The organism is Candidatus Pelagibacter sp. Uisw_121 (assembly GCF_047722545.1).
Taxonomy (GTDB): domain Bacteria; phylum Pseudomonadota; class Alphaproteobacteria; order Pelagibacterales; family Pelagibacteraceae; genus Pelagibacter.
Window position 1 is genome coordinate 805,688 of record NZ_CP159816.1, and the last position, 14,802, is coordinate 820,489.

The following is a 14,802-nucleotide window of genomic DNA, read 5'->3' on the forward strand; positions in this document are numbered from 1 at the left end:
TAATTTAAAACATTTTAACTTTTATTCAAATAAAGTATTAGTTATTGATGTTTGATAAATTACATATATTTCTTGGAGCAACAGTTGCAGATGCAGCGGCAAGACCTTTGCATTGGGTGTATGATAAAAAAAAACTCAGTTCTTATATCAAAGGAAAAAAAGATATTGCTTTCTTTAAACAAAACAGGTCTCCATTCTACTCTATTAAAACTGGCGAAGTTTCTGGATACAATGATGTAGGTCAGGTGATGTTAAAAACATTATCTAAGACAGCTAATCATAAAGAAGTCATTAAACTTTTTAAAAAGAATATTATCAAAAATTTTGGACCAGGTTCAAAGTACTGGAAAAACTTATCTTTAAGAAAAAAATACAAAAAAATTAAATGGAAAACAGCGATGAAGGGTCCTTGGATCCATCAAAATATCTTAGAAACTATTAAGAATATTAAATTAAAAAAAACTATTACTGGTGGAATTAAAGTTAACGAGTTTGATGGATATTGTGCAAGTCTTCCCTTTTATTTTTCAAATAATTCTGACAAAAAAACAAAACAAATTATAAGAACAGTTGCTAATGGCAAAATTAGTGAACAATTTGCTATGGCGAAACTAAAGATTATTGAATTAGCCGATAAAGGAGACAAAGATCCTGTTAGTACTTTTTTAAGAAAAAATATAAAAAACAAATATTTCAAAAACGTTATTGAAAACATCAAAAAGGTTAAGAAAATAAAGTCAAAACCACACAATTTTGTTGTAAAGAAATTTGGTAAAGCGTGTAGTTATCCGGGTACTTTTAATGGGTCAATACATGCAATCATTACCTCTAAAAGTTTTAAAACTGCAGTTGTTAAAACAATTAAAGCTGGTGGATGTAATTGTTCTCGTGCTAATTTTGTTGGTGCTTATTTTGCAGCTTATAAAGGTATAAAAGGTATCCCTCAAGATTGGATTAAAAAAACAAATCCTGCAAAAAATATATTGAAGTATCTTGCTTAAATGCAAAACTCCTCAGTAAAGTACATCTTAAAATTATCCATTCCTATTTTTTTTGCAAATTTAGCCATTCCAATGGTTGGAATTATTGATACTGGATTGATGGGTAATCTTGATAATTTATCTTATTTGTCAGCAACATCTGTAGCAGCAAATTTATTTTCAATGATTTTTTGGAGTTTTGGCTTCTTAAGAATGGGTACGGTCGGATTGGTATCTCAGGCATATGGTAAAGAGGATTATTCTGAGGTTTTTAATATTATTCTCAGAAATCTGGTTTTTGTATTGGTAATTTCTTTAATCATAATTTCTCTTCAAAGCTATATTTATAGATTAAGTTTAAATATATTTGAGTTGTCTGAGGCAACTGAAAAATTTTATCAAGATTATTTTCAAATTAGAATTTGGTCAGCACCTGGTGAATTAACATTATACATTATTACTGGGTTATTTATTGGGTTACAAAAGACTAAAATATCCAGTTTAGCTATAGGTTTATTTTCAATACTAAATATAATCTTAAGTATTATTTTTGTCTCTAAATTTGGTCTAAATATTAAAGGTGTTGCATATGGAACTTTATTCTCTGCTTTATTTGTTTCAATATCTTTTTTAATTTATACTTTTTTGTATCTAAGCAGAATGTCGAAGTTAAAGATCAAGTTTGATGAATTAATTGATCTAAAAAAAATTAAAAATATATTTAATATAAATATAAACATATTTATTAGAACCATTCTTTTAACATTTTCTTTTTTATGGTTTACCTACCTTGGTAGTCAAATCGGTGAAGATTATATTGCAGCTAATGCAATTTTAATTAATTTAGTTTTTTTATCAGCTTTTATTCTTGATGCTTACGCCTTCTCTACTGAAGGTATGGTTGGATATTCACTCGGTAAAAAAGACATTATTCTCTTTAAGAAAATTGTTCAAAACTCTTTTATTTTAAGCTCTATTACTGGGCTGATTATCTCAATTATTTATTTTTTAATTAATAATTTTGTAATTAACTTAATGTCTGACATTGAGGAGATAAGAAATCTTAGCTCTTCTTATGCAGTATGGTTAATCATCATGCCTGTAATCTCTTCTTTTTGTTTTCAGTTTGACGGAATATTTATTGGGGTTTCACAAACAAAAGAGCTTCGAAATGCCATGATTTTTTCAGTATTTGGTTATCTTGCTATATCTATATTCTTAACTGGTTTAATGGGTAACACTGGTGTTTGGATTTCATTGTGTATTTTTATGATCTTAAGAGCCCTGTCTCTATACTATTACATGGATAGAATTTATTTAAAATTTAATAAGTAATTGTATCTCTAAATTATAGTTAATCAAAAAATATTGCTTAATCGAATACTTATTATTATGATATTATCTCATTATGTTATTTAGACAGTTATTTGATAAAACCTCTAGTACTTACACATATTTAATAGCATCCGCTAAAGGTCGTGAGTCATTAATCATTGATCCTGTATTAGAAAATATTGACCAATATATTAAACTTCTTAATGACTTAGATTTAAAACTAGTAAAAGTTATTGATACACACATTCATGCTGATCATATAACCGCAGCTTCAAAATTAAAAGACAAAACAAATTGCACAACAATAATGGGTGAACATACTCCATTCTGATGTAGTTGAAATTAAAGTTAAAGATAATGAGATAATTTATGTTGATAAATTAGAAATAAAGGTAATTTATACACCTGGACATACTAAGGATAGTTACAGTTTTCTCATGGATGATTATCTCTTTTCAGGAGATACTTTATTGATTAATGGAACTGGTAGAACTGACTTTCAAGGTGGTAATTCAGAAGACTCGTATAATTCTATTTTTAATAGATTATTAAAACTTCCTGAGGAAACTTTATTATATCCCGCTCATGACTATAATAATCAAAAAGTAAGCACTATTGGTAAAGAAAAAAAGTTTAATCCTAGACTACAGGTGAACGGTATAAACGAATATATTGATGTAATGAATAATTTAAATTTATGTAAGCCAAAATTAATGGATATAAATGTTGCAAGCAATATTAAGCTTGGAGCTACGTAGCCTTTAAATTAAATAAGATAATTTTTAATATATATTGTTTTTTATTTAATTTTAATTAAATATTGTTTTATGCGTACTCTTTTAATTTTAATATCTTTTTTATTCATAACTGAGACCACTTATTCTCATAGCCATTTCCCAATAACCAGGGACTCTCCTTTAATGATTATTAGAGGAAAAATTATCTATGAAAATAACTGTGTAAGTTGTCATCAAGTCAATTTAATTGGTGCAGAAAATTGGAAAAGTCTAGATGAGGATGGTCATAGAAAAGCACCTCCTTTAAATGGTACAGGTCATACTTGGCATCATGATGATGCTACTCTTCATAATATTATTAAATATGGTTTGGCAAAATTAGTTAAGAATTATGAGGGAAAAATGTTGGGTTATGAAGATAATTTAAAAGATAAAGATATCGATTCAGTATTATCTTATATAAAAAGTTTTTGGCCTGATGATGTCTACCAACGACAAATTAACTTAAATAAATAAATCATTTGAAAACCTCTACTTTTAAATGGTCCTGCAAACGCACATGGAAAAAGAGTGCTAAGAACACTATGTGGTGTGTTATTGGTTGTTCAATTGGAGACTTTGGGACAATATTATTTTTTCAACTAACTCAAATTCCCTTTCCTATAATTAGCATAATGATCTTAGCAATCTTTAATGGTTTATTAACTAGTATCATGCTTGAGACATTTATTTTGATTAGACAGAATTTTAAATTTATTGATGCTTTAAAAACAGCTTTTGGGATGAGCTTTATCTCAATGATTAGTATGGAAATTTCTATGAATTTGACAGATTATTATTTAACTGGTGGTGCTCAACTTACTTATTGGGTGGTGCCTATTATGTTGGTAGTAGGATTTCTAACTCCATGGCCCTATAATTACTGGAGACTTAAAAAATATAACGTAGCCTGTCATTAAGTATGAATGTATTTATAATTTTATCAATACTTGTAATCGTGATTGGAGTTATCTTATTGGTGGTCTCTCCATCGGTATTATTTAAATTGAACTGGGAAGAAAAAACAAGAAAAGACAAAATACTCATGTTCTTATTTTATGGTATTTTAGTTTATATAATTAATATCATCTTTTGGATTATCAAGTAAACATAATAAGTCTCTAATCTTAAATTGAGCAACTTAATCTAAATTGAGGATTTTATAGCTTCGTAAATCAAATCTTTATTGGTTTCACCAATACTTCTGTAAACTTCTTTATTATCTTTAAAAATTAAAAGTGTAGTTTGATATTGTACGTTAAATAATTTAGAAATTTCTTTATTTGTCACATCAAATGCGAAGTATTCAATATTATCAAATTCATTTTTTGCTTTATTTAAAATTTTCATTTGACCAGCACAAGATGAACAATACTTAACCCAAGAACTTACTATTACGACCTTGCCCTCTGATTGTGCTTTATTAAACAACTCTATATTAAAGGTTGTTTTTTTCTCACCTGCATTAGCGCTAAATGCAAAGATAAAAAAAATAAATATAAAGATTTTGTTCATGGAGCTTTATACAACAAATATTAAAAACCAGTAAGAAGTTAACCCTGCAAAAATTGTCACAATGATGTTTTTACTTAGAAAGCCAACCAGTATGGCAAATATTGCAGCTAATATTTTAGGGTTATTTTCTAAATCTAAAGAACCAGAGTTATCTAAAAATATTGGTGGAAAAATTATTGCTGGAAAAATAGCTGATGGAACATATGACAAAATTTTTTTCATTTTATAATTCAATATGTCCTCCTTTAATAAAAATATCATAGAGAACCTTGTTAAGTAGGTAATTATTCCACAGTAAATAATTGTCGACCAATGCATTATTTTTGTTTTAAGTTGATTAAAATTAATAATGTAGCAACCAATAAGGCTGATAGTGCTGCTACAATGATGTATGCTTGAAATGGTATTGTATTATAACCAATAGTTGCAACTACCCCTGATACCAACATTACAACAATATTTTTAAACTTTCTAAAATCATTAATTAACAAAGCTAAAAAGGTTAAAGAAATAGTAAAACTTAAACCTAACTCTTTTGGAATAACTGACCCTAGAACTATACCTAAAACTGTTGATATCTGCCAAACTGTCCAGCAGGTAAAACCAGCTCCTAATAAGTGGTAATGCTTGTAGTTATTCTTTTTATTATTTTTAAAATAAGTATTTGAGACTGCAAAAGCTTGATCAATTAACACATAAGATAAAATAAGTTTCCACGTTAATTTTAAATGAGATAAATATTCAGAAAAAACTGCACCATACAACAAATGTCTGGAATTTACTGCACCAACAGATGTTATCGTAACTAAAGAAGAGGCTCCTCCTGAAAATAACTGAAGCAAAACTATTTGAGAAGCTCCACCAAAAATTATAATGGACATGCCAAAAGTCATGTATGAACTCAGTCCTAATTCCATTCCAATAACACCAAAGATAATTCCAAATGGAACTACAGGTATCATTAAAGGACTTACATCAATTATTCCTCTAGATAAGGTTTTTAATCTATCGTTCATTTTAATTTAAGTTTTGTATTAGAAACAGACTATATGATCAATATTAATTGGTCTCTTGATACCAAATTTTTCATCTACTTCATGTTGATGAATATGGTGAGAATGAACAAACACAGGTATTAATTTATTACTAACTGTTTTAAGGGTATAGATAAAATTCGTTCCTCTAAATTTTCTATCAACTACTTCTAATTTTAAATTACTTTGATCATCATGTTCTAGATCTTCTGGTTGTAGTAAAAGTTGAACTTCAGATCCTTTTGGATAATGCTTAATAAAATCTCCAGTTATTGTTCCAAGATCATCATTCTCTAAGCTATTTTCACCAGTAACTTTTGCTGGTATTAAAATTCCTCTATTCAGAAAATTAACCACCTCTATTGAGTTTGGAAAATGGTAAACATTATACGGGTCGTCATATTGTTTAAGTTGACCATCTAAAATTATTCCACATTTAGTTCCGAGATAAAAAGCCTCATAAGAGTCATGCGTTACAATAATTGTTGTAATTTTATGCTCTGTTAAAATTTGCTTTAATTTTACTTGTATTTCCTCTTTAAAGTTCTGATCCACGTTTGAAAGAGGCTCATCTAATAACAATAAATCAGGATTAGATAACAAAGACCTTGCTAATGAAGCTCTTTGAGCTTCTCCAGAGCTTATCTGGTGTGGATATTTATCGGCAATGTGCTCGATATGTAGAAGCTTATTTATTTCATATAAATTTAAACCTTTTTTCTTCTTTTTATTTCTATCTGCACCAAATTTTATATTTTCTAAAACTGTATAATGGGGAAAAAGTGAATTATCCTGAAACCCCATCGAAATATTTCTATTTTCAGGTTCAATATGAGTATTATCAGATGATAAAATTTTATTTTTTAAAACAATCTTCCCTGATTGTATTTTTTCCAAACCTGCAATTGTTCTAAGTATAGTAGTTTTGCCAATACCAGATGGTCCTAACAAACAAACAATGTCTCCTTGATTTTCAATAGTTAGAGAAACATTATTCACTTTACTCTGAGCACTCGCTGCAAATGTTACATTGTTAATTTCTAAAAAGTTTTTTGTCATAATCTTAATCCTTAAGGATATATCTAGATGTAATTAAAATAAAGCAACTTGCAATAAGTATAAGTAATAATGATGGAGCAGCTGCAGCTTCAAGTAAATCTTGGGAAGCATAAATATATGCTTTTGTTGCAAAGGTTTCAAAATTAAATGGTCTCATAATCAAGGTAATGGGTAATTCCTTAATTATCTCTATAGTTAATAAAATACCTATTAATAAAACTGAATTCTTTAAATAAGGAAGATGAATATTCTTAAATGTTTTAAATTTTGAATAACCAAGAAGATAAGCGCTCTCATCTATGGAATAATTAATTTTTAGGTAGCCTGATTTAATTCCATTGTTTGCTAATGAATAAAATCTTATAAAATAAATTAGAACCAGTCCTAAAACAGACCCAATAAAAATAGATTTTATTGATTCTGTTCCAAGATAATTAATCATATTAAGATCAAGCCATGAAATAAATGTTATAAAAGCGACAGCCAAAATAATTCCAGGTATTGCATATCCTGAAATAGAAAATGTGTTTAACATTTCTAAAAATTTACTTTTTGAAACTCTATTTCCATAGTTTGAAATAAAGGCTAATAATATTAATACGCAACATGATAAGAAAATCAATAACATCGTATTTGAAAATAATTCAATTAAATTTAAATCTAATAAATGTTTTGGAAAAATAATTGTCCAATATAACATTTGAAAAACTGGAAATAAAAAACTTAAGAAAAATACAACCATGCAAAAAAAAGAAGCTAAAATTGATTTATAATTAGATAATTGAATTACAGATTTTGATTTAAATCCTCCTTTTGAAGATGTGTGATATTGAGCTTTCTTCCTTGATAAATTTTCTAAAACAAATAACCCAAGTATAAAAATTAACAAGTAAGAAGATAACCTGTTTGCTAAAGTAAGGTCATCAAAAGATATCCACGCATTATAAATTCCTGTTGTTAAAGTGGACACGCCAAAAAATGATACTGAACCAAAATCTGATAAAGTTTCCATCGCAACCAAAGAAAGACCAGCAACTATTGCGGGTCTTGCTGATGGTAAGATTATTTTAAAGAATGATTTTTGTTTTGAAAAACCAAGGTTTTTTCCAAGTTCTAGCAAGTTTTGTGACTGATAATGAAATGATGCTCTAGTTAGCACATAAACATAACCAAATAGTGAAAATGATATTGAAATTATTGCACCTAACATTCCATCAAACTTAGGGATATGAGTATTATAATTTCCCTCACCCAATAAGTTTTTTAAAATTGAAAAAGCTGTTCCATAGTTTTCAAAAAAAGCGGTTAATGAGTATGCATATATATAAGCAGGTACAGCAAAAGATAAAATTAAAGCCCATTTGAAAAAATTAACGCCAGGAAATTTGTAAAATGAAACTAAATAAGCACAACCAACACCTATAATAAAAGTTAAGGTTAAAACACCTGTCAAAAGTATTAATGAATTATAAATATAATCTAAAAGAAAAGTATTTTTTAAAACTGAAACATAGTCTCCAGTTGTTTCAAAGAAACTACTGAATACAGTTATAATGGGTACAGCTACAATTATAGATATTATAAATGAACTAAAATACCAAATATTAATTTTATTACCCATTTTTTAACAACACACTAATAACATCAAGTAGGGTAATTAACTTAATATTAAAAGTGTGTTGTGTTATATAACCTCTTTATTTCCACTTCGCGTTAAGCATTATCTCTAACGCGGTAGCTTGATTTTTTCCATAATTAGCTACTTTAGTTTTAAGATCTTGTTTAAAATCAAAACCCATTTGTTTAATTAACTCATGAGGTTCAACTCCTTTAATCATTGGATACTCATACGTATTATCAACAATATGTTGTTGGGCCTCTTTTGTTAATAAAAACTCTAACAGTTTAATTGCGTTATCTTTATTTGGAGCATATTTTAATATACCACCACCACTAATATTCATATGTGTTCCCCTATCATCCTGATTTGGGAAAAATGGTAATACTTTTTTTGCAGCCATTTGTTGCTCTTCTCCTTTACTGCCAGAAAGCATCAACGCATAATAATAAGTATTTGCAACTGCAAGATCAGCTTCTCCGGCTGCGACAGCTAAAATCTGAGCTCTATCGTTACCCTTTGATTCTCTAGCCATATTTGTAACTAAATTTTTTGCCCATTTAGTTGTATTTTTTTTTCCATTATTATCAATTAATGAAGCTACTAGAGATTGATTATAAATATTATTAGATTGTCTTATAACAATTCTACCTTTCCACTTAGGATCAGCAAGACCTTCATAAGTCAATCCATTAAGATCATTGTCACTTACTCTCTCTGGAGAGTAATAAATTATTCGTGCTCTTTTAGCTATTCCTGTCCAATTTTTAGATCTAAAGTTTGCCGGTACTGCAGATTTAATTGCTGGCGACATAGAGTTTTGAAACATCTCTTTTAAATCGAAAAGTCCTAACTTTCCAGCATCAGCTGTAATATAAAGATCGGCTTTGGAATCTTTTCCTTCTTCTATAATTCTTTTTTGAAGAGATTTATCTTTGCCAGATATAATATTAACTTTAATCCCAGTTTGAGATGTAAATTTATTGTAAAGTTGGATATCTGAATCGTAATGTCTTGCACTAAAAACATTAACTTCATTAGCTAAAGTCATGCTTTTAAAAAAACTCAGGGTTAATATAATAAGTATAATTTTTTTCATTTTTTCCTTTATTTTTTTACCCTTAATTAGTTTAGAATGCTTATTATTAACATTGCGAATGATTATCAATCGCATTAAGTGTCGCAGTTTACAATGGTTAATTATGATAAAATCAGGATAAGCAAATTACTTAAAAAAGACATGAATACAAAGAACCCTAGAAAGAAATTGCAGTACATTATTGAAACAGTGCGGTTTCTAACTCTTCTTTTTCTTACAAAAGGCTTGTCATCAAGATCTGAAACGTCTCTTTCTCCAATTACTTGATAATCATATGACCAACGCCATATAGAGCTACCAAAACGTTTATCTTGATTATTGTAGAATATTATCCAAGCAACAATATATCTGTGAGAAAAATAAAGAATAATTAGTAGTAAACTACTTATAAACATCCAAATATTTAATCATATTTAGAAAGCTAATTAAAGACTAATTAAAATTGCTCAGATTCTGTAGAACCTTCCATTGCAGTGGTAGAACTTTTTCCACTACTTATGGTATTCGAAACCGCATCAAAGTAAGATGTTCCAACTTCTCTTTGGTGTTTCACACTTGTGTAACCATCTTTTTCCCTAGCAAATTCAAGCTCTTGTATTTTAGAGTAAGCAGTCATTCCTTCTGTTTTATATTTTTCTGCAAGTTCAAAAATTGCAATGTTTTGTGTATGAAATCCTGCAAGTGTAATAAACTGAAACTTATAACCCATCTCACTAATTTTTTGCTGAAATGTTGCAATCTCAGCATCTGATAAATGCTTCTTCCAATTGAACGAGGGAGAACAATTGTAAGCTAATAATTTACCAGGAAACTTTTCATGTATTGCATCAGCAAACTTTTTTGCTTCTTCTAAGTTTGGTGTTGCTGTTTCACACCAAATTAAATCTGAATAAGGAGCATAAGCTAAGCCTCTTGAAATAGCCTGTTCAATTCCTTGTTTAACATAGTAAAAACCCTCTGGTGATCTTTCACCTGTTAAAAAAGGTTTATCATTTTCATCATGATCATTAGTAATTAGCTTTGCTGCATTTGCATCTGTTCTAGCTAAAATTATTAATGGTACATCTGCAATATCTGCAGCAAGTCTTGCAGCTTTTAAATTTTTGATCATTGTTCCAGTTGGAACTAAAACTTTTCCACCCATATGACCACATTTTTTTTCACTAGCTAATTGATCTTCAAAGTGAACTCCTGCTGCACCTGCTTTAATAAATTTTTTTGCTAATTCAAAAACATTTAACGGTCCACCAAAACCTGCTTCTCCATCTGCAATGATAGGTAACATATAGTCTGTTCTATCTTTTGATTTCATATCTCCATCTTGTAATTCCATATGCTGAATTTGATCTGCTCTAATTAAAGCGTTGTTCATCGACTCAACTAATTTTGGAGCACTATCATACGGATATAAAGATTGGTCAGGATACATTTCACCAGCTGTATTTGCATCAGCTGCTACTTGCCATCCACTCAAGTAAATTGCTTTTAACCCTGCTTTGGCGTGTTGAATTGCATGATTTCCAGACAATGATCCTAATGTATTAATATAATTTTCAGAATTTAATAAATTCCATAATTTTTTTGATTGATGTTTGCACATCGAATATTCTATTTTTATTGAACCTCTAAGTCTTTCAACTTCTTCAGGTGTATAATCTCTTTTAATACCAGCAAATCTTTTTAAATCGTATGAAACTTTAGCTTCTGAGCTCATGAGTTGGGTCTTTCTAGGTTGTATAATTAAGAAAATTAGATTTTAAGAGGCTTATTTGTCTTCACTAAACTCTTTAGTGAATTCATTCATGCCGCTTGAACCCCAATCACAATGGTCATCTCTCAAGTAAACACCAGACTGGCTACTTTGAGTGTGATCTTCTTCATTCGTGATTCGAGACTGATTTTCTTGGTTTTTATTGTTATCATTTTCCATAAAATCTTTATAATTTACAAAATTTACTAAATCCATTAAATTCGTTATAATGCTTGTAAAACAAAGAAATTTTTTGTAAATTATAATTTACAAAATTTACAAATTGATAATATGAGTCAATTAGATTTAAAAATAGGACCAAAAATAAGGGCTTTTAGAAGAAAGCTAGGTTTACAAGCTAATAAACTTGCTGAGGAACTCGAGATATCACCCAGCTATTTGAATTTAATTGAGGGTGGTAAAAGAAAAATAGATGGTGATTTATTACTAAAAGTTTGCGAAAAATTAAATATTCAACTTACTGATTTAACAACAAAGTCAGATATCAATCTAGAAAATACTATTTCAGAAATACTAGATGATAAATTATTCGAAGATTTAGATATACTCGGACCTGAAGTTAAAGATTTGGTAGGGACAAACCCAAAAATTGGTAGAGCTCTTGTTAGGTTGGGAGATATTCTTAAAAAAAAAGATCATGAATTAATAAACAAGATAGAAAAATTATCTGGCAAGATAGTTGATAATAGAAAAAATTCATTTCCTGGTGAAGTAATATCTGATTTTCTTCAGGAAAATAAAAACTATTTTCCAAAATTAGAAGAGTTTGCAAATAAAGTTTTTGAAAAAATACAAGTTAACAATAGAACTAGATATATTGCATTATGTGAATATTTGAAAAAAGAATATTCTATAACAGTTAAAGATACTATTCCTGAAGACGGCAAACCATTTTCAAAAATTTTTAATAAAAAAAAAAAGAACTTTTATTAAGTGATTATAGTTCTTTAGAAACAAAAAAATTGCATGCGGCATCTCAAATAGCACAAGAAGGTGCATCAAAAGAAATTGATCAATATTTATCTAATTTTAATTTTCCATCAGAAGAATCAAAAAAATTAACTCAAGTTGCTCTATTAAATTATTGTGGTGCTGCAATCTTGATGCCTTACAAATTATTTCATTCAGAATGTAAAAAGCTAAAATATGATTTAGAACTTTTACAAAATACTTTTGCAACTTCTTTTGAACAAGTTGCTCATAGGGTAACTTGTCTTCAAGATCCTAAATTACCAGGAATACCTTTTCATATGTTGAGAACTGATATTGCTGGAAATATTTCTAAACGTTTTTCACTTTCTGGTATTGAAATACCAAGATATGGTGGTGCTTGCCCTAGGTGGAATGTCTACTCAGCTTTTACAAGGCCTGGTGTAATTCAAGCTGCAGTAAGTAAAATGACTAACGGTGAAAAATATGTTTGTATTGCAAGAACTGTTGAAAAAGGTGTTGGCCGATATGGTTTATCAAAGAGTATTTTATCAATTGGTTTAGGTTGTGATGCAAAATATGCAAAACAATTTGTGTACACAGAAAACCTAGATATCTCAGATAAGAAAACTGAAATTCCTATTGGTGTTTCCTGTAGAACTTGTGATAGGCTAGATTGTTCACAACGAGCATTTCCACCATTACATAAAAAATTTGATGTAGATATTAATTCTAGAGGAGTTTCAGTTTATGTTAACGATAAAAGCAAATAAACTACTTCCAGTCACCTATTTTACTAAATAAAAAGTTTCTAAAAGCGGTAATTCTAGCTGTATTTTTCAATGATTGTGGATAAACAAAGTGAGCCTCTGTTATAGGGCCCTCTGAATTAGGAAGAACCTTTATTACGTTGTTTGAATTTGAAATTAAATATTCAGGAAGCGCTGCAAGACCTACACCTGCTTCAACAGCTAATAGTAAACCCATAACACTATTAACTTTCATTACTGGTTTTCTTTTTTTAGCATCTTTAATTCCAAGTTTTAAAGCCCAATCTGGATCGTAGACAGGAGATGGTGCTCCTTTACCAAATGAAATAAATTTATGTTTATTTAGATCAGTAATTGTTTTGGGCATTCCATATTTTTCTAAATATTTATTGGACCCATAAATATAATACTTAATATCAACTAATTTCTTTTGAATATAATTAAGTTGTTTAGGTCTTCTCATAAAAATACCTATGTCTGCTTGTCTAGTACTTAAATCTAATTCCTTATCATCAAAAATTAATTCAATTTCTATTTCTGGATTTAAAGTCATAAACTCTTGAATACGAGGTGTTAACCAGTGAGTACCAAAACTTCTAACTGTTGTAATTGTTAATTTACCACTTGGTTTATTTTTTTGATCACCTAATGTTGATTCAACTTCTTTTAGTTTACTGATTACATCATGAGCTGTTTTAAATAAATATTCACCGTTTTCAGTTAAAGTAAGACCTCTTGCGTGTCTCTCGAAAAGTTGCACTTTAAGATCTTGTTCTAGAGATTGAATTTGTCTACTGATTGCAGATTGACTTAAGTTTAGATTTATCGTTGCATTAGTAAAACTGCCTGCTTCTGCAACTGCGTGGAATATTTTTAATTTATCCCAATCCATTTACTTGTTAAGATCAACTAGATATCTTCCAGATGTTTCACCTTTTAACATTTTTGGATATATATCTATTAAATCTTCTAAGCTTACTGTCTTTATTGATTTTTCTAATTGTTTGAAATCAATAAGATCTTTAACTTCATTCCAAACAAATTCTCTTCTTTTTATTGATGCTGTAACAGAGTTTATGCCCCAAAGTTTAACACCTCTAATGATAAAAGGCATAACTGTAGTATTTAATTTATAATCAGAAGCATTTCCACAGGCTGCAACAATTCCATTGTCTCTAGTTTGTGCAAGTGCATTAGCAAGTATTTTTCCACCAACAGTATCAACAACACCGTCCCATAGACCTTTATCTAATGGTCTAGCATCTTTATCTAAATCTGCTTTATTTATTATATTTTTAGCACCTAATGATCTCAAGTACTCTTCATTTTCAGCTTTTCCAGTAACGGCTGTAACATCATAACCAAATTTATTTAAGATCATCACTGCAATACTTCCAACACCTCCAGAAGCACCGGTAACCAAAACATCTTTGACTTTTTCACCTAATAAAAGTTCTTCCCTAGCTTTGATTGCAAAAGAACATAACAATGCTGTTAGTCCAGCAGTTCCTAAAATCATTGCTTGTTTGGATGTAATATCTTTTGGTTTTTTAACTAAGAAATCTCCATTAACTTTAGCAAACTGAGAATAACCACCAAAATAAATTTCTCCAACTCTCCAACCTGTAAGGATCACTTCGTCTCCTTTTACAAATTTAGAATTATCACTTTCTAAAACAGTACCTGCAAAATCAATACCTGGAATATGAGGGAATTCTTTTACTAATTTTGCACCATTATTTAAAATAAGTGCATCTTTATAATTTAAATCTGAATAATCTACTTTAACAGTAACATCGCCATGTTTTAAAAATGATCTATCTATTGATTTTATCTCACGGGTAAAATTTTCACCTTCTTGATTAACAATTAGGGCTTTAAAATTATCTGACATGTTTTTCCCTCCTTAGGAAAT

Annotated in this window: 16 protein-coding genes and 1 pseudogene; 7 read left to right on the plus strand and 10 right to left on the minus strand. The window is 29.0% G+C overall.

Annotation, left to right across the window (positions count from 1 at the left end):
* Window positions 1-47: 47 nt before the first annotated feature.
* The 5 genes and pseudogenes from ABXT52_RS04340 (at window position 48) to ABXT52_RS04360 (ending at window position 4,011) form a co-directional block, all read left to right on the plus strand.
* Complete coding sequence (locus tag ABXT52_RS04340) at window positions 48-1,001, plus strand: ADP-ribosylglycohydrolase family protein (RefSeq protein ID WP_415271362.1); 954 nt, start codon at window positions 48-50, stop codon at window positions 999-1,001.
* Window positions 1,002-2,315 carry an MATE family efflux transporter gene (locus tag ABXT52_RS04345; RefSeq protein ID WP_415271363.1) on the plus strand — a complete coding sequence of 438 codons (1,314 nt, stop codon included), beginning with the start codon at window positions 1,002-1,004 and terminating at the stop codon, window positions 2,313-2,315.
* A 73-nt stretch (window positions 2,316-2,388) separates the two neighbouring features.
* Window positions 2,389-3,064: pseudogene (locus ABXT52_RS04350) on the plus strand (MBL fold metallo-hydrolase); the annotation flags it as partial.
* Between the two features lie 171 nt (window positions 3,065-3,235).
* Complete coding sequence (locus tag ABXT52_RS04355; protein WP_415271364.1) at window positions 3,236-3,568, plus strand: c-type cytochrome; 333 nt, start codon at window positions 3,236-3,238, stop codon at window positions 3,566-3,568.
* Window positions 3,569-3,573: 5 nt separating this feature from the next.
* On the plus strand, window positions 3,574-4,011 hold the full coding sequence (locus tag ABXT52_RS04360; protein ID WP_415271365.1) for a DUF4396 domain-containing protein: 438 nt from the start codon (window positions 3,574-3,576) through the stop codon (window positions 4,009-4,011).
* 226 nt (window positions 4,012-4,237) lie between these two features.
* Here ABXT52_RS04360 and ABXT52_RS04365 read toward each other — a convergent pair whose 3' ends face one another.
* The 8 genes from ABXT52_RS04365 to ABXT52_RS04400 form a co-directional block, all read right to left on the minus strand.
* Window positions 4,238-4,606 (minus strand): thioredoxin family protein, encoded by a 369-nt coding sequence (locus ABXT52_RS04365; RefSeq protein WP_415271366.1) that lies wholly within the window; start codon window positions 4,604-4,606, stop codon window positions 4,238-4,240.
* Between the two features lie 6 nt (window positions 4,607-4,612).
* Window positions 4,613-4,924 carry an AzlD domain-containing protein gene (locus tag ABXT52_RS04370; protein ID WP_415271367.1) on the minus strand — a complete coding sequence of 104 codons (312 nt, stop codon included), beginning with the start codon at window positions 4,922-4,924 and terminating at the stop codon, window positions 4,613-4,615.
* The gene (locus tag ABXT52_RS04375) at window positions 4,924-5,622 is read right to left on the minus strand and encodes an AzlC family ABC transporter permease (protein ID WP_415271368.1); all 699 of its coding nucleotides are present in this window, start codon (window positions 5,620-5,622) and stop codon (window positions 4,924-4,926) included. The genes ABXT52_RS04370 and ABXT52_RS04375 overlap by 1 nt, the downstream gene beginning before the upstream one ends.
* A gap of 18 nt (window positions 5,623-5,640) precedes the next feature.
* Window positions 5,641-6,699 (minus strand): ABC transporter ATP-binding protein, encoded by a 1,059-nt coding sequence (locus ABXT52_RS04380; RefSeq protein ID WP_415271369.1) that lies wholly within the window; start codon window positions 6,697-6,699, stop codon window positions 5,641-5,643.
* Between the two features lie 4 nt (window positions 6,700-6,703).
* A complete protein-coding gene (locus ABXT52_RS04385) occupies window positions 6,704-8,320 on the minus strand; it encodes an ABC transporter permease (protein ID WP_415271370.1) in 1,617 nt (538 codons plus the stop codon).
* A 76-nt stretch (window positions 8,321-8,396) separates the two neighbouring features.
* Complete coding sequence (locus ABXT52_RS04390; RefSeq protein ID WP_415271371.1) at window positions 8,397-9,416, minus strand: extracellular solute-binding protein; 1,020 nt, start codon at window positions 9,414-9,416, stop codon at window positions 8,397-8,399.
* Window positions 9,417-9,852: 436 nt separating this feature from the next.
* The gene (gene aceA, locus ABXT52_RS04395; protein WP_415271372.1) at window positions 9,853-11,130 is read right to left on the minus strand and encodes an isocitrate lyase; all 1,278 of its coding nucleotides are present in this window, start codon (window positions 11,128-11,130) and stop codon (window positions 9,853-9,855) included.
* Window positions 11,131-11,181: 51 nt separating this feature from the next.
* Window positions 11,182-11,382, minus strand: a complete 201-nt coding sequence (locus tag ABXT52_RS04400; protein WP_415271373.1) for a hypothetical protein — start codon at window positions 11,380-11,382, stop codon at window positions 11,182-11,184.
* Window positions 11,383-11,457: 75 nt separating this feature from the next.
* On the opposite strand from ABXT52_RS04400, the gene ABXT52_RS04405 reads away from it, so the two are divergent.
* Complete coding sequence (locus ABXT52_RS04405; RefSeq protein WP_415271374.1) at window positions 11,458-12,120, plus strand: helix-turn-helix domain-containing protein; 663 nt, start codon at window positions 11,458-11,460, stop codon at window positions 12,118-12,120.
* Window positions 12,121-12,149: 29 nt separating this feature from the next.
* Window positions 12,150-12,890, plus strand: a complete 741-nt coding sequence (locus ABXT52_RS04410) for a helix-turn-helix domain-containing protein (RefSeq protein WP_415271375.1) — start codon at window positions 12,150-12,152, stop codon at window positions 12,888-12,890.
* A 1-nt stretch (window position 12,891) separates the two neighbouring features.
* Here ABXT52_RS04410 and ABXT52_RS04415 read toward each other — a convergent pair whose 3' ends face one another.
* Window positions 12,892-13,779: a LysR family transcriptional regulator gene (locus ABXT52_RS04415; protein ID WP_415271376.1), complete on the minus strand. Its 888-nt coding sequence runs from the start codon at window positions 13,777-13,779 to the stop codon at window positions 12,892-12,894.
* A complete protein-coding gene (locus tag ABXT52_RS04420) occupies window positions 13,780-14,781 on the minus strand; it encodes an oxidoreductase (protein WP_415271377.1) in 1,002 nt (333 codons plus the stop codon).
* Window positions 14,782-14,802 lie beyond the last annotated feature (21 nt).

Excerpts from the sequence above, each read along its gene's own strand:
- ABXT52_RS04385 (WP_415271370.1), bottom strand. The coding sequence starts at position 8,320 with ATGGGTAATAAAATTAATATTTGGTATTTTAGTTCATTTATAATATCT.
- ABXT52_RS04420 (WP_415271377.1), bottom strand. The coding sequence starts at position 14,781 with ATGTCAGATAATTTTAAAGCCCTAATTGTTAATCAAGAAGGTGAAAAT.
- ABXT52_RS04355 (WP_415271364.1), top strand. The coding sequence starts at position 3,236 with ATGATTATTAGAGGAAAAATTATCTATGAAAATAACTGTGTAAGTTGT.
- ABXT52_RS04365 (WP_415271366.1), bottom strand. The coding sequence starts at position 4,606 with ATGAACAAAATCTTTATATTTATTTTTTTTATCTTTGCATTTAGCGCT.
- ABXT52_RS04415 (WP_415271376.1), bottom strand. The coding sequence starts at position 13,779 with ATGGATTGGGATAAATTAAAAATATTCCACGCAGTTGCAGAAGCAGGC.
- ABXT52_RS04345 (WP_415271363.1), top strand. The coding sequence starts at position 1,002 with ATGCAAAACTCCTCAGTAAAGTACATCTTAAAATTATCCATTCCTATT.
- ABXT52_RS04390 (WP_415271371.1), bottom strand. The coding sequence starts at position 9,416 with ATGAAAAAAATTATACTTATTATATTAACCCTGAGTTTTTTTAAAAGC.
- ABXT52_RS04375 (WP_415271368.1), bottom strand. The coding sequence starts at position 5,622 with ATGAACGATAGATTAAAAACCTTATCTAGAGGAATAATTGATGTAAGT.
- ABXT52_RS04340 (WP_415271362.1), top strand. The coding sequence starts at position 48 with ATGTTTGATAAATTACATATATTTCTTGGAGCAACAGTTGCAGATGCA.
- ABXT52_RS04400 (WP_415271373.1), bottom strand. The coding sequence starts at position 11,382 with ATGGATTTAGTAAATTTTGTAAATTATAAAGATTTTATGGAAAATGAT.
- ABXT52_RS04380 (WP_415271369.1), bottom strand. The coding sequence starts at position 6,699 with ATGACAAAAAACTTTTTAGAAATTAACAATGTAACATTTGCAGCGAGT.
- ABXT52_RS04405 (WP_415271374.1), top strand. The coding sequence starts at position 11,458 with ATGAGTCAATTAGATTTAAAAATAGGACCAAAAATAAGGGCTTTTAGA.
- ABXT52_RS04370 (WP_415271367.1), bottom strand. The coding sequence starts at position 4,924 with ATGCATTGGTCGACAATTATTTACTGTGGAATAATTACCTACTTAACA.
- aceA (WP_415271372.1), bottom strand. The coding sequence starts at position 11,130 with ATGAGCTCAGAAGCTAAAGTTTCATACGATTTAAAAAGATTTGCTGGT.